21 protein-coding genes, 1 tRNA gene and 1 pseudogene are annotated in these 22,953 nt (G+C 59.1%); 12 read left to right on the forward strand and 11 right to left on the reverse strand.

The window, feature by feature from the left end:
- Window positions 1-15 precede the first annotated feature (15 nt).
- Window positions 16-1,311, forward strand: a complete 1,296-nt coding sequence (locus tag KT71_RS02815; RefSeq protein WP_008292993.1) for a purine-cytosine permease family protein — start codon at window positions 16-18, stop codon at window positions 1,309-1,311.
- On the opposite strand, the gene KT71_RS02820 is transcribed toward KT71_RS02815, so the two are convergent.
- Entirely contained in the window at window positions 1,308-1,517 is a 210-nt protein-coding gene (locus KT71_RS02820; protein WP_008292992.1) for a hypothetical protein, read from the reverse strand. The two genes, KT71_RS02815 and KT71_RS02820, sit on opposite strands and share 4 nt — an antisense overlap.
- Window positions 1,518-1,604: 87 nt before the next feature.
- Here KT71_RS02820 and KT71_RS02825 point away from each other — a divergent pair, with 87 nt between their 5' ends.
- Both KT71_RS02825 and KT71_RS02830 read left to right on the forward strand, forming a co-directional pair.
- Window positions 1,605-3,158 carry a hydantoinase/oxoprolinase N-terminal domain-containing protein gene (locus KT71_RS02825; protein WP_008292990.1) on the forward strand — a complete coding sequence of 518 codons (1,554 nt, stop codon included), beginning with the start codon at window positions 1,605-1,607 and terminating at the stop codon, window positions 3,156-3,158.
- On the forward strand, window positions 3,155-4,246 hold the full coding sequence (locus KT71_RS02830; RefSeq protein WP_008292989.1) for an S-methyl thiohydantoin desulfurase family protein: 1,092 nt from the start codon (window positions 3,155-3,157) through the stop codon (window positions 4,244-4,246). The genes KT71_RS02825 and KT71_RS02830 overlap by 4 nt, the downstream gene beginning before the upstream one ends.
- 11 nt (window positions 4,247-4,257) lie before the next feature.
- Here the strand turns inward: KT71_RS02830 and KT71_RS02835 are convergent, their stop codons facing one another.
- The 6 genes from KT71_RS02835 to KT71_RS02855 form a co-directional block, all read right to left on the reverse strand.
- Window positions 4,258-5,514, reverse strand: a complete 1,257-nt coding sequence (locus KT71_RS02835; protein WP_008292988.1) for a serine hydrolase domain-containing protein — start codon at window positions 5,512-5,514, stop codon at window positions 4,258-4,260.
- Window positions 5,515-5,519: 5 nt separating this feature from the next.
- On the reverse strand, window positions 5,520-6,029 hold the full coding sequence (locus KT71_RS02840; RefSeq protein ID WP_008292987.1) for a hypothetical protein: 510 nt from the start codon (window positions 6,027-6,029) through the stop codon (window positions 5,520-5,522).
- 153 nt (window positions 6,030-6,182) lie between these two features.
- A complete protein-coding gene (locus tag KT71_RS02845; protein ID WP_008292986.1) occupies window positions 6,183-6,716 on the reverse strand; it encodes a DUF4252 domain-containing protein in 534 nt (177 codons plus the stop codon).
- Between the two features lie 102 nt (window positions 6,717-6,818).
- Window positions 6,819-7,058, reverse strand: a complete 240-nt coding sequence (locus tag KT71_RS20850; RefSeq protein ID WP_008292985.1) for a hypothetical protein — start codon at window positions 7,056-7,058, stop codon at window positions 6,819-6,821.
- 111 nt (window positions 7,059-7,169) lie between these two features.
- Window positions 7,170-7,907 (reverse strand): hypothetical protein, encoded by a 738-nt coding sequence (locus KT71_RS02850; protein WP_023659869.1) that lies wholly within the window; start codon window positions 7,905-7,907, stop codon window positions 7,170-7,172.
- 16 nt (window positions 7,908-7,923) lie between these two features.
- On the reverse strand, window positions 7,924-9,624 hold the full coding sequence (locus KT71_RS02855; RefSeq protein ID WP_008292981.1) for an amidohydrolase: 1,701 nt from the start codon (window positions 9,622-9,624) through the stop codon (window positions 7,924-7,926).
- Window positions 9,625-9,885: 261 nt separating this feature from the next.
- Here KT71_RS02855 and KT71_RS02860 point away from each other — a divergent pair, with 261 nt between their 5' ends.
- The 4 genes and pseudogenes from KT71_RS02860 to KT71_RS02870 all read left to right on the forward strand — a co-directional run bounded on the left by KT71_RS02860 (window position 9,886) and on the right by KT71_RS02870 (window position 14,435).
- Window positions 9,886-11,892 carry a M3 family metallopeptidase gene (locus tag KT71_RS02860; RefSeq protein ID WP_008292980.1) on the forward strand — a complete coding sequence of 669 codons (2,007 nt, stop codon included), beginning with the start codon at window positions 9,886-9,888 and terminating at the stop codon, window positions 11,890-11,892.
- Between the two features lie 218 nt (window positions 11,893-12,110).
- Window positions 12,111-13,034 (forward strand): annotated as a pseudogene (locus KT71_RS02865) (ATP-grasp domain-containing protein); the annotation flags it as partial.
- On the forward strand, window positions 13,017-13,313 hold the full coding sequence (locus KT71_RS21010; RefSeq protein ID WP_274518440.1) for a cation:proton antiporter regulatory subunit: 297 nt from the start codon (window positions 13,017-13,019) through the stop codon (window positions 13,311-13,313). The pseudogene KT71_RS02865 and the gene KT71_RS21010, both read left to right, overlap by 18 nt.
- A gap of 54 nt (window positions 13,314-13,367) precedes the next feature.
- Window positions 13,368-14,435: a succinylglutamate desuccinylase/aspartoacylase family protein gene (locus KT71_RS02870; protein WP_008292978.1), complete on the forward strand. Its 1,068-nt coding sequence runs from the start codon at window positions 13,368-13,370 to the stop codon at window positions 14,433-14,435.
- Window positions 14,436-14,566: 131 nt separating this feature from the next.
- Here the strand turns inward: KT71_RS02870 and KT71_RS02875 are convergent.
- A tRNA-Arg gene (locus tag KT71_RS02875) sits at window positions 14,567-14,643 on the reverse strand.
- A gap of 153 nt (window positions 14,644-14,796) precedes the next feature.
- Window positions 14,797-15,345 (reverse strand): hypothetical protein, encoded by a 549-nt coding sequence (locus KT71_RS02880; RefSeq protein WP_008292977.1) that lies wholly within the window; start codon window positions 15,343-15,345, stop codon window positions 14,797-14,799.
- 425 nt (window positions 15,346-15,770) lie between these two features.
- On the opposite strand from KT71_RS02880, the gene KT71_RS02885 reads away from it, so the two are divergent.
- A complete protein-coding gene (locus KT71_RS02885) occupies window positions 15,771-16,925 on the forward strand; it encodes a DUF819 family protein (RefSeq protein WP_008292976.1) in 1,155 nt (384 codons plus the stop codon).
- Between the two features lie 16 nt (window positions 16,926-16,941).
- Here KT71_RS02885 and KT71_RS02890 read toward each other — a convergent pair whose 3' ends face one another.
- The gene (locus tag KT71_RS02890) at window positions 16,942-17,367 is read right to left on the reverse strand and encodes a YqaA family protein (protein ID WP_023659870.1); all 426 of its coding nucleotides are present in this window, start codon (window positions 17,365-17,367) and stop codon (window positions 16,942-16,944) included.
- 111 nt (window positions 17,368-17,478) lie between these two features.
- Here KT71_RS02890 and KT71_RS02895 point away from each other — a divergent pair, with 111 nt between their 5' ends.
- Entirely contained in the window at window positions 17,479-17,940 is a 462-nt protein-coding gene (locus tag KT71_RS02895) for a (2Fe-2S)-binding protein (protein ID WP_023659871.1), read from the forward strand.
- Window positions 17,937-20,189, forward strand: a complete 2,253-nt coding sequence (locus KT71_RS02900) for a xanthine dehydrogenase family protein molybdopterin-binding subunit (protein ID WP_008292973.1) — start codon at window positions 17,937-17,939, stop codon at window positions 20,187-20,189. The genes KT71_RS02895 and KT71_RS02900 overlap by 4 nt, the downstream gene beginning before the upstream one ends.
- A gap of 10 nt (window positions 20,190-20,199) precedes the next feature.
- On the opposite strand, the gene KT71_RS02905 is transcribed toward KT71_RS02900, so the two are convergent.
- On the reverse strand, window positions 20,200-21,252 hold the full coding sequence (locus KT71_RS02905; protein WP_008292972.1) for a helix-turn-helix domain-containing protein: 1,053 nt from the start codon (window positions 21,250-21,252) through the stop codon (window positions 20,200-20,202).
- A 99-nt stretch (window positions 21,253-21,351) separates the two neighbouring features.
- Between KT71_RS02905 and KT71_RS02910 the strand changes: the two genes are divergently transcribed.
- Together KT71_RS02910 and KT71_RS02915 are read left to right on the forward strand one after the other, a co-directional pair.
- Window positions 21,352-21,672, forward strand: coding sequence for a 2Fe-2S iron-sulfur cluster-binding protein (locus KT71_RS02910; RefSeq protein ID WP_008292971.1), 321 nt, complete (start codon window positions 21,352-21,354; stop codon window positions 21,670-21,672).
- 15 nt (window positions 21,673-21,687) lie between these two features.
- Window positions 21,688-22,932, forward strand: coding sequence for a cytochrome P450 (locus KT71_RS02915; protein WP_008292970.1), 1,245 nt, complete (start codon window positions 21,688-21,690; stop codon window positions 22,930-22,932).
- The last annotated feature ends 21 nt before the right edge of the window (window positions 22,933-22,953 follow it).

The raw sequence follows: 22,953 nt of genomic DNA on the forward strand, positions 1-22,953 counted from the left end.
TGCAGGCCTATCAACTTGGCTGACGCTTTGGCTTACGACGCCGACTCCCGCACCCCCGTTGATCCCGCGCAGGCAGTGAGCGGGATGCAGATTGGCATCGTGCTCATCGGCATTTCCATCACCCTGCCATTGATGTACAGCGCCGGCGAGCTTGCCCGGGGCATGGGCCTGCGCGCTGCGATCATTGCCACCCTCCTGGGGGCGCTGTCCCTGAGTCTCATGTCGATTCCCGCCGCCATCGTGGGCGCCAGAACGCGGCTCTCAAGTTACATGATCATCGAGCACACCTTCGGCTATGTGGGCGCGAAGTTCATCAACTTTGGTTTTGGCGTTTTTCTCCTTGGCTGGTATGCCGTCACCGCGGAGCTCTTCGGGCGGACGCTGTTTCTGGCCGCGGGAGAGCTGACGACCCTGACGCTGCCGGAGTGGGCGTACACCCTGCTTTCCAGTCTTATCGTTACCGTGACTACCATCTACGGTTTTAAGGCCATCGACCGGCTGGCCCTGATTGCCGTGCCGTTTCTGCTCCTGTCCCTGGGGGGTGTCGTGGTCCTATCCCTTAAGCAGGTGGCGTTTACGGAGCTGCTGGAGCTGCCCGGCAGTGGCGCGATCGACCTGCCCACGGGCGTGTCCGCGGTGATCGGAGCGGCCATTGTCGGCGTTGTCCTGACACCGGATCTGACGCGCTATGCGCGAACGACGCGGGACTGTGTGGTGGCTTCCTTTGTGGGTCAGGGCGGTGGCATGTGCATCGCCTACATCGTGGGGTTGATCCCCGTGCTGGTTTGGGGAGAGCTCGAGCCCATGACCTATATGACGCTCATGGGCTTTGGTGGTCTGGCCCTGGCGGTGCTGGTGTTTGCCACCTGGACCACCAACGTGATCAACCTCTATTCCACAGCGCTGGCATCGCGGGCATCTGTACCTTTGGGGGACTACCGCTCCGTGGTGATTGCCATGGGCGTCCTCGGCACCCTCGCCGCCATCGTGGGGATTTCCGATCAGCTTATTGATTTCCTGATTCTCATGGGGCTGCTGGTGCCCCCCATAGCCGGGATCTATTTCGCGGACTTTTATATTTTTCGGCGACAGGACTTCTCCGAGGCGCACCTCCGGGAGCGACCCGCCATCAAGGTGAACGCCGTGCTCGTGGCATTGGGCTCCGGTCTTGTCTCTGCATGGCTGTACTACGCCGGGGCATCGGTGACGTCCATTGGCGCTCTCGATGCGCTGCTGTTATCGATGATGGCTTACTCCGGTGTGGAGCTTGCTATCGCCCGGAGCTGGCGGAGGCGCAAGCAGGATGATTAATAATAGGAGTTGGGTGAGCTGTCGGGATTGATCTCCCCCGCTACTTCATCGGGATCGATGCCCTGCTCGAGGAGACACTCGCGGACGAGCTGCACTTGCTCCAGCACGCGCTCGTAGCGATCTCCATATTCATACTTTGTCACTTCAATAGGTTGGGGCATGAAGGTAAAAGCGGTTTTTAGGGCAGTGAGTTCTGTCTCGGTCATAGCTGTTGTTTCCGACATGGATTTCCGTGCGATGGCAAGCCCTAAGCTTCGCACAGAATCATGCCCGCGCAAGGGGGAGCTCTGACAATGCGAATTGGTATCGACGTGGGCGGCACCCACACGGACGCCGTCATCCTTGATGGCCACAGGGTGGTAGCCTCCACCAAATTCCTGACCTCCGAAAATGTGCGCGATGGGGTTCTCGGTGCTCTTGATGTGATTCTCGCTGAGAGCGGCGCCACTCACGACGTCATCGAGGCGGTGATGATCGGAACAACGCAATTCACCAACGCGGTCATCGAGCGCCGTGAGCTCGCACCCACGGCGGTGATCCGCATTGCACTGCCCTCGGGGAAAATGATTCCACCCATGACGGACTGGCCCGAGGACATCGCCGATGCCATAGGACGGCACGGCTACATGATTCATGGGGGTTTTACCTACGATGGTTTTCCCATTGGTGATCTTGATGAAGAGGAGTTGGGCAGCGTCATTGACGATATCGCAGCCAGGGGTATTCGCCTGGTGGCCATATCCGGGGTTTTCTCGCCCTCAAACCCCGAGCAGGAATTGCTGGTAGCCGAGCGCCTGCGTCAGAAGATTCCCGATGTTGGCCTCACCCTGTCTCATCAGATCGGTGGTATGGGGCTTCTGGAGCGGGAAAACGCGGCGATCCTCAATACCAGTTTGCGGCCTCTCGCCGCGAGCGTGGTGCAGGCTTTTCGCGATGCCCTGACCGCGCGGGACATCCGCTGTCCGTTTTACATCAGTCAGAACGACGGCACCCTGATGTCCGCGGAGTTCGCTGCGGAGTTTCCCGCCCTGACCTTTGCCTCGGGCCCCACGAATTCTCTTCGCGGCGCCAGTCTCCTGACGCAGCTGCAGGACGCGGTGGTCGTGGATATCGGCGGCACAACCTCGGATATCGGCGTGCTCCAGGGGGGCTTTCCCCGGCAGTCGAATGTCGCGATCAAGGTCGGCGGCGTACGCACGAACTTCCGCATGCCGGATATTCAGGCCATTGGTCTTGGCGGAGGGAGCCTGGTGAGTGCCGATGGGGCCAGCATTGGACCCCGGAGTGTGGGCTATCGACTGGTGACCGAAGGCCGTGTCTTCGGCGGTGACACCCTGACGACGACCGATATTGCCGTTGCCGCCGGTGCGGCGGATATCGGCAGTGCCGATAAAATCGCGGATCTCCCGGAGAACGTGATTGAGATGGCGATGCAATGCATGCATGAGATTGTGGATGACGGGATTGATCAGATGAAGTCCAGTCGTGACCCTGTGCCGGTGATTCTCGTGGGCGGTGGTGCAGTGCTCATGTCCCGAACTCTGAACAACGCTTCGCAGCTCCTCAGGCCGGAACACGCCGGGGTGGCAAATGCCATTGGCGCTGCCAACGCACAGGTGGGGCGTGAGATGGAGCGCATCGTGTCCTATCGCGAGCATCCCCGGGATAGCGTGCTTGCCGAGCTCCGGGCGATACTTACGGACGAGCTCGTGGCTGCCGGTGCTTTAGCAAGCAGTATCAAGGTTGCGGACATCGAGGAGATAGCCATCGCCTATATGGCCGATGAATCAACGCGTCTGCGGGTGAAAATGATCGGCGATTTGAACTTCGCGGGGACTCAGTCATGAGCGTGACCATTAGCCATGAGGACATCGAAGCGCTGTGCATGGGCTCGGTATTTCTCGCCACGGGGGGCGGTGGCGATCCCTATATCGGCCAGCTCCTGGTTACGGAAGCACTTAAAAAGTACGGTCCCGTTACACTCTTTCCTCTGGAGACCTTGCCGGATGATGCCCTCGTGGTCGCCGTGGGGGAGGTGGGCGCCCCCTCCATCAGTCTCGAACATCTGCCCATCGGTAACGAGTGCCTGGAGGTGGTCGACCGGCTCGAGGCCTGGATGGGTCGATCCATCAGCCACCTGGTGTCCTTCGAAGTGGGCGGCGCTAATTCGGTGATTCCCTTGCTGGCAGCGGCGGCCAGAGGCATCCCCTTGATTGACGGTGACGGTATGGCACGGGCCCTGCCCGAGGCGCAAATGATGACTTTTGCCATCGAGGGGGTAAAACCCAGTCCCGCCGTTGCCGTGGATTACAGCGGCGGTGCGGTGTACTTCGATGTGGGAGATGCGGAGCTCTACGAGCGTCAGCTCCGCAATCTGTCCATGGCCATGGGCGGCATGGTTTTTACCGCTGAGCATCCCATGACCAGCGAAGAAGCGCGGCGGGCCATCATCCCCGGCACCATCAGCTTTGCCCTGAAGCTGGGGCAGCTGTTAAAGCAACACTCGGGTAATGCCGCACAGATTGAAACGCCTCTCAGCGCGCTCTTTGAGGCCTCGGACTACGGGCAGTTCAAGCGTCTCTACACCGGCAAGGTCGTGGATATTAATCGCAGGACCGTCGGGGGCTTTGATGTCGGCGAGGCGGTGCTGGAGTCCACGGTGGATGACTCGCCGCCCCTGCGTCTGGCCATCAAGAACGAGTTTCTCCTCGCCGAAATCGGTGATCGCGTGGTTGCCAGCGTGCCGGATCTGATCACCATGGTGGACCATGAAACCTCGGCGCCCATCAATGCGGAGCGGGTTCACTACGGTCAGCGTGTGACGGTCTTCGGTATCGGTTGTCCCGGTCATTACCGCAGTGAAAAAGCCCTCAAGGTCGTAGAGCCTCGGGTATTTGGTTTCGACATCGACTACGTGCCCATCGAAGACCTCTGAGGGCTGTGGTGCTAGGGGAGTGCAGCCTCTATCGCCTGTACCAGACGCTGCTGCGTGGATTCGCCCACCTGCGGTGCGCCGCCCTCGGCATCGGGCCAGCTCGACAGCATCACGATAAGCGTCTTGGATTCGGGCGCTACATGGATGAGCTGACCATGGACGCCCCGTGCCTGGATGGAACCGCGGCCATCGCCCAGACCCCACATAAAGGAGCGATAGTAAGGTCGGAAACCTTCTTCCACCGCATAGGGCCAACTCCGGCTGCCGTCTCTTGAAACAATGTCGTCTATCCACGCCGGGGAAAAAAGCCTCTCGTCACCCACCTGGCCGCGGTTGAGGATGAGCTGTCCGACGCGCCCGACGTCGCGAAGGGTGGCGTGTATGCCACCCGATGCCAGGGTGAAGCCACTGGTATCAACGGTAATACCGGCATCCTGTTCCGCGCCGATGCGTTTCCAGATGCGCTGGGAGACCAGGTCTGCAAATCGTTTATCCGTGGCGGCTTCCAACACCCAGGCCATCACATCCGTGGTGCCCGATTTGTAGACGAAGCTGCCCTGACGGTCGGGCATTCGACCCACCGTGGGTAGGAAACGATAGTTCCCCACGACGGGCACGCCCTCGCAGTCGGGCCCCGTGAGGAGTCCGTCGGCGCAGTCCTGTCGCCGAACGGTGCTGTCGGCAGCGGCGTAGTCCTCATTCCATTGTGAGCCGTCGCGCATGTCCAGCACATCCCGGAGCGTATCGGGGCCCCAGCCGCTATCGGCGAGTGCCGGTACGTAGTCGGCAACCGTTTTATCAAGATCAATGAGGCCGTCGGCCGCCACGCTGGCCGCCGTAAGACCGGTAATGGTTTTGCTCACGGACCACAGGAGATGGCTACGCTCTGGGGTAAGCGTGCCGGCATAGCGCTCGAACAGGACGCGGCCGTTTTTCATCACGAGGAGACCGTCGATGTATTGCTCCTCCATGAGCGCGGCAAGCTGTCGGGGCGCACCGTTCCAATCGACGGTCATATCGTTCGCTGCAGCCTTGAGACCCGGGAGCGGCCGGGGGCTACCCGTACCGTGGCGGATAGGCTTGCTGGGTAGCACCTCGCTCATGTGGGTGTAGGCCCAGCGGTTGAGGGGGCCAAATTGCCAGGTCGCGCCGTTGAGACCGGCGGGCCGCTCGTCCTCGATAGCCTCAGCAGTAACTGTGAGGGTGAGCATGGCTGCGCAGCCAATGAGGGAAAGGAAGGTGTTTGTGAAGCCTTGGCGCGTGGTCATCGTTCTTAAACGTCCGGTTGAGAAAGGGGGTTGCCAAACAATTCGTCCAGAGGTGGAGGATTGCACAGAGAGCGCATGGCATCATCCGGTACGGTCTCCGCCAAACCCAGATCGGTGTAGAGCGTATCCAGTTCTCGGAGAGTTTCGCAGGCCTCGTAGAGCTCATACACCATACTCGATACCACCACGGCTGCTCCTATGTAGGGTAGGGATTCTGCGGGAATGGCGGCGATGCCCCGAGCGGCAACGCGCTTGGTTCGCGCCGTCAGACTTCTGCCAAAGCCTTTTACCGAGGCGCTGCGACGCAGCTGTGTGCGCTTTAAGGTTTGCAGTTGCCGCTCGCTGCCGGCGAGTCTGGTGGAGAGCGCTGCACTTGCCGTGCGCACGCCCAGGGTTGTTGCCAGGGCCGTGGAGATGGCTGCGTTAAATGCGCTGCTGGTCAGCAGTAGGACATTGCTCGCCAGGAGCGTCACCAGGGTGATGAGGACGGCACTGTGCCGTAGTAGTCGCAGCATCGCTTGAAACTCCGCGCATTGTGCCCCGAGGGGCGATAGGCGAAGAATACGCGCGTAAGGCCTTTAACTGAATATGAGGGTCAAGGCAGCGGTTCCGGAAAATGGAACCCGCTGCCTCGGATGCTCGTGTCTAGGTCAGGGGGCCGCGATGCTTTAAAGGCTCAGATCAAGGTCGATATTGCCGACGACGTTCATCTGGGAAACTACGGTTTCCAGATGTGCGGGATCAATATCCCCGAGGATATTGATAAACACGGCTTCCTCCGGGTCCACGGCCATAATCATCAGGCCCTTGATGCGGTTGTCGCCCTGCTTCATGAATACGTGTACGCGCTCTCCCGCCTCCCTCACCCGAATAACCTGCTCCCACTCGGCATTCATGAGCTTGCCGCTCACCGCGTCCATACGTGACGCGGCGGCACTCGTGTTGCCTGCCGTGTCATAAACCTGAACCCGCACGGAATCCAGGTTCTTGAGCGTTTCGCTGGCGGCGGGATTGTCATGCTTTAAAGACGCCACAAGTCCCAGAATAGATCCACTTAGATTGATCGTTACCCGGGCTTCACCGTATTCGTCGGCCAGTGCGGAGAAGTCGACATACCCTGGCAGGTCTGCCGAAGCGACATCAGCAGAGTGGGCTGATGCGGGAGCGAGCAACAAGGATAAAACAAGTGCAAAAATCTTCATGACGGTGACCTTGATGGGGACTCTGAATGCACAGAGTGCGCAAGCCCGGGGCAAAGGTCACGGCTTTAGCGACGAGGTGAAGTCCAGGCGCGACGGAGCGCGTCAATCCAGAGCCCCTGCCTGTTTCGATGCAAGATCTTCCTCCACAAATCGCAGCAGTGCCTCAAAAAGGGCCTCCCGGGGAAAGTCGTTCTGGTCCGCGACGGTACTGCCGATAAACTTGTGATGGCGGGCAATGGGGGCAGCCACGGCCCAATGGTCGGCGTTGAGATATCCCAAGAGTCCGCTTCCCGGGATTAATTGATCGTAGAACAGCAGCTGCCCGTCATTGCGCCCGTCCACCAGGCTCAGGCGGTTGTAGCTCCCGGAGAGGGCGGTGGAGATCCGCGCCGGCTCCGGAAGGGTGGCCAGGGAGTAATAGGCAATACCGGGCGGCAGCGCGTTGTCTCTGAGTCACTGCTGGCGCACGCTGGGGCGGAGGGATTCGATGGCGCCGGCATCTCCCGCGGTGCACTCGGCGCCGGGCCAGTTTGTGATGAGTGACAGATGGGCCTGCTTGGCGTCCTCGGCCAGGGGCGAGCCGCCGATGGAGCCTGCCGCGCTGATAACCGCAACAATACGCTCCCGTATCTCGGGATAGCTCACCAGGGCCTCGAGGCTGTCATTGGCACCCTTGGAGTAGCCGATGAGCACGACGTTGCGGGTATCTGCCAGCGCGGGGTCCGACAGCAATGCGTCCCGGATCAGTGCGGCATTCCGGGTGCTGCTCGACAGGCCCTCAACCCGCAGCGTGGAAAGGCGATACCCAAACTGCTCCACATGGCCCGCCATGGTGTCGTGGGTATCCATCCACTCTTCAAAGCAATCCCAGCCCACGCCCGGAACAATAAGCGCGGTCAGTCCCGTGCGGCTTTGGCCGAGATCTACGGGGTCTCCCGATTCCGGGGGCTCTTTATTAACCCGCGTAAGCGTCTCCTCGCAGGGTCGATAGTCCGGCAGAGAGTCCTGCCGCTCATCGAGTATGGCGCAAAAGATTTCCCGAAACCGCGCCCGCTGATCACTGATGCCCACCCTGGTGGCGGGCATGAGCATCAGGGGTAAAGTCTCCCCGGTGCTGGTTCTGGGGAACGGACTCGTGCAGGCCGAGATGAGCGTCAGCAAGGCAATGCAAGTGCTTCGTGCGACGTTCATGGGCCGGGTCTGCTGATCAGGCTTCAAACACCGCCTGACCATCCAGATAGGTGGCCACGATAGGGATGTCCTTGATGGCATTGGGGTCGCTCTTGAGGGGATCGCGAGCCAGCAGGACAAAGTCCGCGAGCTTGCCGGGTGTCAGCGTGCCCTTATCGTGCTCCTCGAAAGAAGCATAGGCGCCGTTGACCGTGCAGACCGCCATGGCTTCCGCCGCCGTGATGCGCTGGTTTTCACCCCATGCCCGGCCCTGGGAATCCTGCCGTGTCACCATGCTCTGGAGCGCCATCATGGGTTCATAGGGGCCGGGCGTGAAGTCTGATGCCGGTGCGACCATGATGCCTGCGTCGATAAAGGAGCGGTGCGCGAACATGCTACGCATCTTCTCGGGACCGTAGTCGACCCACTTGTTACCGTGATAATAAGCATAGGTGTAGAAGGGCGTGGGGATGCTGCCCGTCGCTTTGATGCGTGTGAGAAGCCCTGGATTAACCAGGGAGCAGTGCTCGATGCGAAAACGCGGGTTGGCGCCGTCCCAGTTTTGCAGCACCCGCTCATAGGCCTTGAGCACCATATCGATGGTCACGTCACCATTGGCGTGAATGCCGATGCGAAAATCATTGGCGACGGCCTCGTCCACGGCCGCGTCGATCTGTTCTTGAGACATGGTAAGGATGCCGTAGTCGTCCGTACCCTCAAACGGTGTGCTCATGCGCATGGTACGTTCCGAGGCGCTGCCGTCGGCGGCATATTTGACAGCACCCACCCGCAGCATGGAATTCCCAAAACCCGAACGCATGCCCGTGGCCTTCATGGCTTCGTAAACCGGGGTGTTGCCGCGGGGCATAAAGGCAACGCGGGTGTACAGCTCTCCGGCGTCTAAGGCGTCCATATAGGATATCCAGCCTTCGAGGTCTCCCGCAGCGTCCGTGGTGCTCGTCAGTCCTGCCGCTGCCATGCGTCGGGTCATGAGACTTGCGCCTTTGCGATTGGTCTCACGGTCTACCGCTGGCCACTCGCCCACATCGTCAAAGATGTCCATGGCAAGCTCCGCGACCTTACCCGTGAGCTCACCATCCTCGCGGAAAAAACGTCCGCCTTCGGGGTCCGGCGTATCCTTGGTGATGCCCGCTATAGAGAAGGCTTTGGAGTTCACCACGGCGGTGTGCCCGCCGCGGTGTCGGACCATGACCGGCTGCGAGGGCACGACGGCATCGATGTCCTGCAGGGTGAGAGGGCGACCCTCCTCAAATTTGGTGTCGTCGTACATGTGGGCAAGGACCCACTGCCCCGGCGGCGTTCGCCGTGCCTGCTCCTTGAGGAGCGCCTGCACCTTTGAAATCTGCCGGACGTTGACGTCAACACTGATGGCCTCGTTCGCCAGCAAGGGATGGGAGTGGGCATCAATGAAGCCCGGTGTCACCGTCAGGCCTCGAGCATCGATACGCCGCGTCCCGGGACCGGCTAAAGCCTCGATATCGGCAATGGCCCCCACGGCGAGAATGCGATTGCCCCGCACGGCCATGGCCTCGGCGTTGGAGGTCGTGACATCCATGGTGTGAAACGTGCCGCCGGTGACAATGAGGTCTGCTTTTCCAAGTCCTGAGCCCGGTCCCAGCTGCCCCCAGCTTGGCCTGCTGAGGGCAGCGACCGTCGAGGCCGCTGTCAGCGCTTTGAGGAGATGTCGGCGTTTATTATCGATCGCTGCACTGCGCATGGTGGAACACCTTGAAAGGGGATATCTGAATTTCAGAGTACGTCTACGGTATGTTTCTGACAAGCGGCTGGCCTGGGGCCCATAGGCGATTCCCAAGAGTCCGGTAGCCCGTCGGCAGGCGTTCAGAAAAAGGTGCGTCCGGGGCGAAGTCTGTCGTAAAAGAAGTGCACACTCGTTAAGCTTTGGATCACTATTGAGCAGCACAGCCCCTGACCCGCCGCTCCTGCGTGACGCTCCCACTTTTTTCAGGTCCCAAGTGATATGAGTAACCCTTTTTTTGCACCGTCGGCGCCCCACGGCATACCGGATTTTCCTAACCTACGCTTCGAGCACTACCGGGAAGCTTTTGATAAAGGCTTTGCCGAGCAAGGGGAAGAGATTCAGAGGATTGTGGCGTCGGCCGAGGCGCCCACTTTTGAGAATACGCTTCTCGCTCTGGAAAACAGCGGCGCAACCCTCCGTCGTGTCGAAGACGTGTTCTGGAACCTGACGTCCTCGGATACCGATGAAAAACTCCAGGCGCTGGAATGCGAGATCGCCCCGGAGTCCAGTGCGCATCGCAGTGCTATCTATGGCAACCCGAAGCTCTTTAGCCGCGTACAGGCAGTCTACGACAGCGAAGAAGAGCTGAGCCCCGAGCAAAGGCAGCTCCTTGAGGAAACCCGGCAGCTGTTTGTCCGATCCGGAGCCGCCTTGGATGAGGCGGATCGTCATCGCGTGAGCGCCATCACGGAAAAGCTGGCGGTGCTCTGTACGCGCTTCGGGCAAAACGTCCTGGCAGACAGCAATGCCTATGCCCTGGTCCTCACTGACGAAAAGGATCTCGCGGGCCTCCCGGCATACGTGCGGGACATGGGGCGGGAGGAGGCGCGCAGTCGCGGTCATCTCGATGCCTGGGTATTCACTCTGTCGCGCTCATCGATCACGCCTTTTTTGCAATATGCGGATCAGCGCTCCTTGCGCGAAGCTATTTATAGGGGGTACACAGAGTGTGGAACAAGGACGGTGGATAACCGGCCGTTGATCCGTGAGATCGTTGCTCTGCGTCAGGAGCGGGCACAGCTTCTCGGCTTTGAAAGCCACGCCGACTTTATGCTCGATGACCGTATGGCCCGGACCACCGAGGCTGTGCGCGAACTCCTTGATCAGGTCTGGGACCCCTGCCAGGCCCAGGTCGCCCGGGAAGCGACGGCACTTTTGGAGTGTTCGGGACTTGCTGCGGGCGAGGAACTGGCGCCCTGGGACTGGTGGTACTACACGGAAAAGCTGCGCCGCCAACGCTTTGATCTGGACCCCGACGAGCTAAAACAGTATTTCACGCTCGAGAATGTGCGCGACGGCGTTTTTGCCGTGGCGAATAAGTTGTACGGCCTGGTGTTTAAAGAGCGACGGGATTTACCCGTTTATCATCCGGACGTTGTGCCCTACGAAGTCTGTGAGGCGGATGGAACGCGAGTCGGATTTTTCCTGTTTGATTTTTACTCGCGGCCGTCCAAGCGCAGCGGCGCGTGGATGTCGGAGTTCCGCGCCCAGAGTTACGATGGTCAGCGGGTGACCCCGGTGATTGTAAATTGCTGCAACTTCCCCAAGTCCACGCCCTGTCTTCTGGGTGTCGACGAAGTAAGAACGCTGTTTCACGAATTTGGGCACGGGCTTCACGGCCTGTTGAGCGACGTCCCCTACGCCAGCCTGGGCGGAACCAACGTCAAACAGGATTTTGTCGAGCTGCCCTCGCAGATCATGGAGCATTGGGCCATGGAGCCCCAGGTGCTCAAGTCCTATGCGCGCCACGTCGATAGCGGCGAGGTTATCCCGGATGCGCTCATCGCCAAACTCAAGGACTCGGAGCAGTTTAAACAGGGTTTTGCGACGACAGAGTATCTGGCTGCCTGCTATCTGGATCTTGCCTGGCATAGCGACCCAAGGGCTGCCGAAGGCGATGTGGAAGCTTTTGAAGCGCAGGCGATGGCGGCGATTGGCAAAACGCCAATGATTGATCCCCGCTATAAATCAACCTATTTCCAGCACATCTTCAGCGACGACGCCTATTCGGCGGGCTACTACGTCTATATCTGGGCGGAGGTATTGGACGCGGACGGTTATGAGGCCTTCAAGGAAAACGGTCTTTTTGATTCCAATACCGCCAGGGCGTTTCGAAGCCATGTGCTGGAGCGCGGTGGCTCTGCTGATCCCATGGCCCTCTACCGCGCATTTCGTGGTCGTGATCCCCGGGTGGAGCCTCTCCTGCGGAATCGCGGATTACTTTAGGTCGCCGGCTGGCTTTGATCGCCCGTTACGCGTAGGGTCCAAGGGGTATTGGAACCATCTATTGCCACAAATGCTTGTTGTACAGGATCAGTGATCAGGATCCCTGTCTTAACGGTCATCACCCTGAGTCGCGACTTTTTCACGACTTTTAGGACCTCTTTTTTGGACCTTTTTTTGCACCTTCTTCAGCACTTTTTTCAGCAACGACGAGGCTTAACATGAAGCTAGCAATACTCTCCTGCGCGCCCAACGCCTACAGCACGCGGCGCTTGAAAGAGGCCGCAGAGCAGCGCGGCCATGACGCTAAGGTGCTGAATACACTAAAGTTTGCCATTGATCTGGAGGAAGGCTCTCCGGAGCTTTACTACCGTCAGAAACGACTCAGCAGCTATGACGCGGTACTGCCAAGAATCGGTGCTTCCATTACCTATTACGGTACGGCGGTGGTGCGTCAGTTCCAGGAAATGGATGTCTTCTGTGCCAATACCGCCCATGGCATCGCAAACTCCCGGGACAAACTCCGCAGTCTGCAGATTCTCAGTCGTCATCACATCGGACTGCCCCGGACGACCTTTGTCCGCGATCGCAAGGACGTGCTGCCGGCGATCGAGCGCGTGGGGGGAGCCCCCATCGTTATCAAACTGATTGAGGGAACCCAGGGGATCGGTGTGCTCCTGGCGGAGTCCGTAAAACAGGCTGAATCCATCATTGAACTCCTCCAGAGCCAGAAGCAGAACGTGCTGATTCAAAAGTTTGTTGCCGAGAGCAAGGGCAAGGATATTCGCGCCTTTGTGGTGGGCGATCAGGTGGTGGCCGCCATGCGCCGGGTGGCCCAGGGTCAGGAGTTTCGCAGCAACGTCCACCGCGGCGGGGTCGCTGAGCCTGTAGAACTGGATGAGCGCTACCGTGAGACGGCCGTGCGCTGTGCGCAGATTCTCGGTCTTCGGGTCGCCGGTGTGGATATGCTGGAAGGAAAGGACGGCCCCCAGGTGATGGAGGTGAATTCGTCCCCAGGGCTTGAAGGCATCGAAACGGCAACGGAACTGGATATTGCCGGCGCGGTTGTGGATTACCTCGCAGCGCAGGTGGATTTTCCTGAAATCGACATCCGGCAGCGCCTGACGGTGAGCAAGGGTTATGGGGTCACGGAGCTGTATATCCCCGAGGGCTCAAAGTTTGTGGGGCAGACGATTCTTCAATCTACCGTGGAAGAAAAGGATCTCAACGTGCTCACCCTTTATCGCGGCGGCAAGGTTCTCCCTAACCCCCGGCGGGATCGGGTCCTGGAGCCCGGTGATAAATTGCTCTGCTACGGAAAGCTCGAGGCCATGCGAGATATGATTCCCGCGCGGACCCAGAAAAAGCGGCGACCCGAGGTGCAGGAACTCGATACGGCAATTACTGCGACGAACTCGGACTAGAAACAGGACACGGCTGCGGCAATTTGATCGCGGGCATTATTGGGGAATAGAACATTGGCAGCGGTGCTCAAGAATTCGGAACTGGTGATTGGCGGCGTGAGCATAGCGCCGGGCGAGCGGGAGCTCATCGATCTGCGCGTGGCGCCCATGTACACCCATGATGACCTCTCCATCAATGTGCAGGTGCTCCGCGGCCGCCGCCCGGGTCCGACGCTGTTTATCAGCGCCGCGATTCATGGTGACGAAATAAACGGCGTGGAAATTATCCGTCGCCTGCTTCAGCACAAGGCCCTGAAAAATCTTCGCGGCAACCTGCTGGCCATACCCATTGTGAATGTCTACGGCTTTTTGAATCACACGCGCTACCTACCTGATGGTCGTGACCTTAACCGTTCCTTTCCAGGCTCCTCCAAAGGCTCTCTCACGGGTCGCGTCGCTCATACCTTTGTAAAAGAGGTGGTGAAGCAGTGTACCCACGGCATCGACTTACACACGGGGGCAAGACATCGCAGCAATTTCCCGCAGATTCGTGCTGACCTCGATGATGAGCAGGCCGCGGAGATGACCCGCGCCTTTGGGGTTCCCCTGGCCATCGATGCAAAAATTCGCGATGGCTCCCTTCGCGACTGCGCCGGAGACTTGGGAATTCCCGTGATTCTTTACGAGGCGGGTGAGGCCCTGCGCTTTGAGGAGGTTTATATTCGGGCCGGTGTGCGGGGAATCATTAACGTCATGCGCAGCATCGGCATGCTGCCTGTGTCTCGCAGCCGAAAGGCACACCCCGAGCCGATTATCAGTAATGAAACAACCTGGGTGCGGGCGGGGGAGAGCGGCGTGCTGCGCACCTTTGCCGCCCTGGGCGACAAGGTGAGTGAGGGGCAAACCCTGGCAATCGTTGCGGACCCCCTGGGCGCCTCCGAGACTCCCATATTGGCGCCCTCCAGCGGCGTGGTGATTGGGCGAACCAACCTGCCACTGGTGTACGAGGGAGACGCCACCTTTCACATAGCTAACTACGGACGGCGCGCGAGTGCGGTGGAGCGCCATGTGGAGCAGTTTCAGGAGGCCCATGCAACCGATGAGCAAGCGCCCATGGATCCCGAGGATGCGCCCATAGTCTGAGGTGCCCGGGGGGCCGTGCGACGTTAGATTACGTCTGGAAAACTAAAGTCTGCCAAAAGAGGGAAAAGAGGGAAAAGAGGGAAAAGAGGGAAAAGAGGGAAAAGAGGGAAAAGAGGGAAAAGAGGGGAAGGTGGCGCGCCCGGAGAGATTCGAACTCCCGACCAACTGGTTCGAAGCCAGTTACTCTATCCAGCTGAGCTACGGGCGCCTTGAACGTGATTATACCGCGATTTGAACGCGTAATTCTCCGATTTTTTTGCTTCTGCGGTGAAGTTTTACCATTTCGTACTCCCCCAGCCGTCGCCGGACCAGGGGTTTTCAAACTGCTGTTCGCCCGGTTTACACGGGCGCAGTGCCGATATTAGGCGGCGGCTTCCTGCTCGACCTCTTCGCTGGTCTCGGACTCGTCGCTCTCCAGTGCCGCAAGCTTCTCTTCCAGGGCTTTCAGCTGCGCTTTGAGTTCGGCATTCTCGTTCTTGGTCTGTTTGTAGGACTTTTGCAGCAAATCATTAGCTGCCGTTTTCTCGGCAAGCTTCTTCTTGCTGGCATCGAGGTTCTTCTTCATTTTGGCGGGATCAAACTGCTTGAGCGTCGCTACTTCTTCGCGGACTTCAGACAGGTCAGACTGCAGTGCCTTGGCGCGTGTTTTTTGCTTGGCCACGTCTTCCAGAAGATTTTCACAGCGCTGATGAAGTTCGCGGTTGCGCTGCTCGACCTTTTTGTTTTTTGAAGCGTCTACCGACAGGGCTGAGATCTGCTCCAGCTGCTTCGCGATAACGGCTTTTTGATCTTCCGTTGCTTTTTCGAGTTTGCTGATCTCTTCTGCCTTTGCATCAAGTTGTACTTGATACTCGGCGCGGAGCTTCTCTTCGAGCTCCATAATCTTTTCCAGGTTTCTTGCAGTAAGCATTCAGTATGTCCGTTGAATTAGTGTTGTTGAGCTAAATTGCTAAATTCAAGCTGAGGCTTTTCAGCGCAAATTATCGAGCCAAAATCGTGCTTACCATGAAAAGCCCGGTGCTCTCATTACGCAACTGGCTTCTTGGCGCGGTGTGAATCTTGATGCGGCTTAGCTATGGGAACTGGCTGCCACACCGCGGTGCACTGGCTTGAGCGACGATCACTTGAGGCTCGCAACGGACCGTCGTTATCGGACGCTGGGTCGTGAGCCAGGGGATCCAAAAACCCGACCCAACTACGGGTCGACGATTTTTAGCGCGGCAAAGGGTATCCGTAGAACGTGCCAAGTGCAAGAAAACACAGAAAAAAAGTAGGGGGAATATCCGCAGCTCAGGAGGTGCTCGGCAGCACGCGGCTTCCGTGTAAACTGCACCTATGTTCACAAGCACCCTGACTATTGCCGCGGTATTGGCGGCCCTCATCGCTTTGTCTGAATGGCTGGCGACACGCACCTGGCTACGACATTTCGGGGCGGCACTTCTTGTGATTGTGCTGACGGCCATTGTCGCCAACCTGGGTGTTATTCCCACCTATGGGCCCGATACGCCGCTCTACGGCGCTATTTTTACCTATGTCGCGCCCCTGGGGATTTTCTGGCTTCTCCTGCTAGTGGATTTACGCAGTCTGGGACAGGTGGGGGGGCCAACGCTGCTGCTGTTCTTACTCGGGGCCTGTGGTACCGCCTTGGGAGCCGCCGCGGGGCATTGGGTTGTGGGCGGGGCCGACGCCCTGGGTGAGCAGCACGCGGCCCTGGCCGGTATGTTTACGGGTACCTATGTGGGGGGCAGCGTGAATTACAACGCCGTGGCCCTGGAATATGGCGTCATGGAAGACGCGGCGCTCTATGCGGGAGCGGCGGCGGTGGATAACGCCATGACTACGGTCTGGATGGTTGTCTGTGTGACCCTGCCTCGCCTCCTGGTAGGGTTTTGGCCCAAAGCTGAAAACCAGGAGGAGCGGGTGGCCCATGGCCCCATCGAAGACGATGGTGAGGTCATGCGAATTTTTGATCTCGCGGTGGTGATTGCCCTGGGTATCGCTGCCGTAAGTCTCTCGGATGTATTGGCGGACAGTTTGAAGGAGTCTGCAGGACTCGATATTCCCTCGGTGCTGATACTGTCGACACTCGCGCTCGTCCTGGCGCAGCTGCCCATGGTCCAGCGTATCAAGGGGGCCCGTTTGCTGGGGCTTCTTGCGGTGTATTTGTTTCTGGCGGTGATCGGTTCCCTCTGCGACGCTGAAGCACTCATGCGCATGGGTGAGCTGGCCCCGGTGCTGGGGGTGTTTGTGGTGGTGCTGGTGTCCGTGCATGGCACCGTCGTATTTGGCGCAGCGCGCTTGCTTAAGGCCGATCTGGAAACCGCATCCGTCGCATCCCAGGCAAATATCGGTGGTGGTACCTCGGCCCTGGCGCTGGCGCGCAGCCTCGGTCGCAGCGATCTGGAGCTCCCGGCGATTCTCGTAGGCTCGGCCGGTTTGGCCCTGGGCAACTATCTCGGCTTCACCATGGTTGGTCTGCTGGGGGGTTGATACCCCGGGTCTTGGGCTAGATCGCGTAGAGCGCAATGAGCAGCACAAAGCCGTAGCGCAGCCCCTTGCCGATGGCGACCAGCACCAGAAACGTGGGTAGGCGGACGTTCATTACCCCCGCAATCAGCGTTAAAGCATCGCCCCCGATGGGCAGCCAGGCAAACAGCAGAGACCAGACGCCGCGGTGCTGGAACCAATCCTGTGCCCGAGCGATTTGAGCGTCACTGAAGTAGAACCACCGCTTGCTTTGAAACCTGAGCAGCTGCTTGCCGATGCCCCAATTCACCACCGCCCCCAGGGTGTTCCCCAGCGTTGCCGTCAGTAACAGCATCACCGGGTCCGCGCCCTGCTGAAGACCCAGTACCAGTACGATCTCTGAATAGAAGGGCAGGATCGTCGCTGCAAGAAACGACGATCCGAAAAGTAGTAGGTAGTTTTCCAAGAGACTCCTTTGGCGTTCGCCCGGGGCGTATTTTGCGTTTTTGCAGCCTTTGGTGCACAACGACTGCGTCGACAATACGCTATGCTTAGGCAAAAGTATGGAGGTGATTGCGTGATTGAATTCAAGCTCAATGGTAAACAGGTTTCCACGGACTCCCCGGATGACACGCCCTTGCTCTGGGTGATTCGGGACGAACAGCAACTCAAGGGCACCAAGTTTGGTTGCGGTATCGCTCAGTGCGGGGCCTGCACGGTGCAGCGCGACGGCGTACCCGTCAGATCCTGCGTGCTCCCCGTCAGTGAAGTTGCGGGCACCGAGGTAACTACCATTGAAGGCCTCGCCAGTCCCGAGGGTTCTGCATTGCAAAGCGCCTGGGTCGAAGCGCAGGTGCCCCAGTGCGGCTACTGCCAGTCCGGCCAGATCGTCACCGCCGAAGCCTTTCTCAAATCCAACCCCAATCCTACAGAGGCGGAAATTACCCAGGCCATGACCGGTAATCTCTGCCGCTGCATGTCCTACACCCGGATACGCAAGGCCATCAAGGCTGCGGCGGATGGGGAGCTGAGCGCATGAAAAAGTTTGAGACGGGCGTTAGCCGACGGAGTTTTCTCGCGGGGAGTCTCGGTACGGGGTTGATCATGGGGCTGGGCGTGGTGCTGCCTGGCTGCTCCGGCGAAGACGTCGCGAGTGAGATGAGTGCCACGGGTGGCAGTCAGCAGTTTTCCCCCGTCGTATGGTTTGAAATCGACGAAGCGGGTCAGGTCCTGGTCAATATTGCCAAGGCAGAAATGGGCCAGCACGTGGGCACGGCGCTGGCGCGCATCGTGGCTGAAGAACTGGGCGCGGATTGGGAGAGCGTCAGCCTGGAACATGTGGACAGTGACCCGAAGTGGGGTTACATGGTTACCGGTGGCTCCTGGTCGGTGGTGACCAGCTTTGAAATGCTCTCCCGTGCGGGAGCTGCAGGGCGCACGGTGCTTATCGACGCAGCCGCAAAGCTTCTGGGCGTAGACGCTTCCGAGCTCAGCGCCGCAAAGGGTGTGGTGTCGGGCGCGGGTCAATCCCTGAGCTTTGCAGAGATTGTGTCCCGGGGTGATATCAGTCGGAGTTTCAGCGATGAGGAGCTGGCGGCCCTGCCCATCAAGCCCCCATCGGCGCGGACGCTCATCGGTAAAGCGACCAATGCGCTGGATGTACCGGCGAAGTCTCGAGGCGATGCGGTCTATGGGCTGGATGCTGAACTGCCCGGCATGGTTTACGCGCACCCCATTGTGGCGCCCACACGCTATGGCAGCGTGGTCAAGTCTGTTGATGACAGCGCCGCGAAAGCCATCGCGGGTTATCAGCAGACCCTGACTATTGAGGATCCCTCAGGATTTGTTCAGGGCATGGCCCTGGTTATCGCCGACAGTTTTCCCGCCGCCATGAAGGCTACGGAGGCGGTGAAGGTAGAGTGGGATGCAGGGGATACCGCCTCCGTCAGCGAGGAGGATATTCTGGCTGAGGGGCAGTCCCTGGTCGATGATCCCGAGTCCGGCGTGCTTTTTGTGAACGCCGGTGACGCTGATGCCGCCATCTCGGCCGCCAGCGATACCTTGTCGTCCACTTATCGCACCAGCACGGCGCTGCACTTTACCCTGGAGCCCCAGAACGCCCTGGTGGAGTTCCGCGACGGTCAGTGCCATGTGCATGCGGGAAACCAGTGGCAGTCCCTCATTATTCCCGTCCTGGCCCAGTCCCTGGATATGGAAGAGAAAGACATTGTCCTCCACACCTACTATCTGGGTGGAGGATTTGGTCGTCGTTTGTTTGGCGATCAGATGATTCCCGCAGCGCATGCGGCGCGGACCTTGGGTAAACCCGTAAAACTGATCATGACGCGGCCGGTGGACAGTCTCTTTGACTGCGCGCGATCACCCTCGGTGGCCCGTCTTGATGCGGCCTTTGCCGAAGACGGCAGCCTCAGTGCCATAGACCATGCTGCGGCGGCGGGCTGGCCAACGCTGTCCATGGCACCCGGGTTTCTCGGTGAGGCCGTTGATGGTGAGGGTAAGTTTGACGGATTCTCCATCAACGGTGCCGATCACTGGTACTCGTTGCCAAACCACCGCGTGCGGGCCATCAACAATAAATTGGCCCAGGACACATTCCTCCCGGGTTGGCTGCGGGCCGTGGGTCCCGGCTGGATCGGTTGGGGGGTGGAGTCTTTTATGGATGAAATCGCCCACAAACTTGGCATGGATCCTCTGGAGTACCGCTTATCGCTTCTGGATGCCGAAGGCCGACAAGCGGGTAGTGGGCCAAAGCAGGTCGGAGGCGCATCCCGCCTTGCAGCTGTCCTGAAAGATGTGCAGCGGCGTTCGAACTGGGGAGCGTCGCTTCCTGAGGGCGAGGCCCTGGGCGTTGCTGTGGCTCACGGTCAGGAACGGGCCATGCCTACCTGGTCCGCCTGCGTGGCGCATGTGGCTGTTAAAGGCAAAGATGTCACGGTGAAAAAGCTCTGGCAGACCCTGGATTGCGGTACCGTCGTGCATCCGGACGGCGCCCTGGCACAGGCCGAGGGCGCGACGCTTTGGGGCTTGAGTCTTGCGCTTCACGAGGGCACGGCTTTTGAAAACGGGCAGGTGAGAGATCGCAATCTCGATAGCTACACGCCTTTGCGTATGGAAGATGTCCCGGAGATGGATATCAAGTTCATGGACAGCGATGAGTTTCCCATGGGTCTTGGGGAGCCACCCCTCATCGCCGTGGCGCCGGCGATTGGCAATGCGATCTTCGCCGCCACGGGCCAGCGTGTGAGGGATCTGCCCATCAGACTCTAGGTCCTGGGACTCAGGACGCCGCCGGTCTCTGCCGGTACAGTCGCGGCGTCATCCCGGTCCAGCGTTTGAAGGCTTTTCGGAATGCCGCGGCATCGTGATACCCCAGCGATGCCGCGACGCCCTCGACGGTCTGTCGGGGCTCCTGGAGATAGCGGCGCGCCAGCTCTGCAAGAAACTGATCTTTTAGCGCTCGGTAGCTCGTTCCCTCTTTTTCCAGTCGCCGCGCGAGGGTGCGTTTGGATACGAACAGTGCCCGGGCGATATCCGGTTCGGCAATAGAGTCTATGGGTCGCAGAAGCATCAGTGTCCGCACTCTGTCAGCCATGGAGCTGCTCGATCGCGGTGTTTGCTCCAACAGGGAGTTGCACAACTGTTGCGTCAATCGATAGGAGGCATTGTCGCTGGTGGCATTTGCGGCATTGGCTAACTCTCCCGGAAGAACATAGCTGGTCTGCCCCTTGCCGAAACGGTAGGGCGCGTGGAGGAATTTGTCGTAGAACTTTTCATGCGGCGGCGGTCGGTGGGCAAAGCTTATGATCGCTTCCGTTGCGGGGCGGCGGAGCACCGCCTCCACAAAAGACTGCAGCACCATGGCAAAGCATTCCGCAACGGTTACCTGCGCAAAGGCATTGTCATCGATGGACATCTGCAGCCTGAGTTCACAATGGATCCTTTCCCGGGAGACGGCGATGTCCACCGCGACCCAGGGCATGCGCAGGGGCAGATAATCCCGCAGGGCGAAAAGAGCGCTGATAAGGTCCGGGCTGCACAGGGCGAGATAACCGAGGGGGCCGTGCGCCGATGGCTGCAGCTGCTCTCCCAGGCGGAGTCCAAAATCAGCGGAGCCCAGCAGTTCTCTGCCGTTCTTCATAATCTGTAGCTGCTGATCACCCGAGATAAAGGTCTCGTCCCCGGGCATGAGGATAGCTTCGGGTAGGCCTGTGCCCATAAGTAGCTTTCCCAGATCCCGCTCCTGCAGCCGGGCCACCCTGGCAATGATCCGGGAGTAGGTACTGGGGAGCAAAAAGGCATGGGCGTCCTGACCGGGGGTCGCAGCAATCATTTATGGCAACTTTTAACCCTGTATTGGCAGATAATAACCCCTTTTGCCCCGTACTGTTCAGTAAAGTGTTTTGCATAACTACATTACTGAGAAAAAAGCATGCCTAAAGTCACGCTGATCGAGCACAACGGTGCGAGCCACACCATCGATGCCGAGGTGGGTAAATCCCTGATGATGAACGCCATTGACAATGGCGTACCGGGCATTGATGCCGATTGTGGCGGTGCCTGCGCCTGCGGTACCTGCCATTGTTTTGTTGAAGAACCCTGGGCGGCGGTGACCGGCGGTGTCGAAATGCTGGAAGAGTCCATGCTGGGTATGCGGCCCGATCGCGCTGAAAATTCTCGCCTGAGCTGCCAGATTGAAGTGTCCGACGACATGGATGGTCTGGTGGTGCGGCTTCCCGAATATCAAATGTAAGCGAGAATAAAAATTATGAATGTAGCTCAGGACTTACCCCATCCCAGCGACCTTGCCCTGGAAGACATCGACGTCAGTGATTCCCGAATCTATCAGCAGGACGCCTGGCGACCTTACTTTGAACGCCTCCGCAAAGAGGACCCCGTGCACTACGTGGCCGACAGTCAGTTTGGGCCCTTCTGGTCCATTACCCGCTGGGAGGACATTGTCGCTGTGGACAGTAATTTCGAGGATTTTTCCTCGGAACCTGCCATTGTGATCGGCGATAACAGCGAAGAATTACCCATCGCCAACTTCATTTCCATGGACCCTCCCAAGCACGATGTGCAGCGTCGTGCGGTGCAGGGCGTTGTCGCGCCAAAAAACCTGGCTGAGATGGAGGCTCTGATCCGCTCCCGGGTCGTGGAGATTCTCGATGGCCTGCCCGTGGGTGAGACCTTTAACTGGGTCGACCGGGTGTCGATCAATCTCACGACGCAGATGCTGGCAACGCTCTTTGACTTTCCCTTTGAGGAGCGTTTCAAACTCACCTACTGGTCTGACCTGGGTGCCGGTTCTCCGGAGATCGCCGGGGGTGATGTGGATCCCGAAGAGCGCCTGGCCGGCCTCCACGACTGTTTGGAGACCTTTACGCGTATCTGGCACGAGCGAAAGGATGACGGCGTGGAGACCCTGGATCTCATACGCATGCTCCAACGCGATCCCAACACCAAAGACATGGTGGACGACCCCATGGAGTACCTGGGCAATCTCCTTCTCCTGATTATCGGTGGTAATGACACTACAAGAAACTCGGCCAGTGCCGGTGTCTTAGCGCTGAACCAGAATCCTGCGGAGTACGAAAAGTTGCGTGCGAACCCGGCGCTGATCCCTTCCATGGTGTCGGAAGTGATTCGCTGGCAGACACCGCTCATGCACATGCGTCGCACGGCGAACAAGGATGTGGAGTTTCAGGGTAAGCAGATTCGCAAGGGCGACAAGGTGGTCATGTGGTATCTCTCCGGGAATCACGACGAGACTGCCATCGAAAATCCCAACAGCTTTATCATTGACCGGGAGAATCCGCGCAAGCACATGTCCTTTGGGTTTGGAGTCCATCGCTGCATGGGGAATCGCCTGGCAGAAATGCAGCTTCGGGTGCTATGGGAAGAGATCATGCAGCGCTTCAGCAAGGTTGAGGTGGTCGGTGAACCCGAGCGTGTGAAGTCCAATTTCGTGCGGGGCATCAGCAATCTGCCCGTGCGGGTGCATCCCCTTTAAGTCTGCTACCGTCGGCCTTCC

Source organism: Congregibacter litoralis KT71, assembly GCF_000153125.2.
In the GTDB taxonomy this organism is placed as follows: Bacteria; Pseudomonadota; Gammaproteobacteria; order Pseudomonadales; family Halieaceae; genus Congregibacter; species Congregibacter litoralis.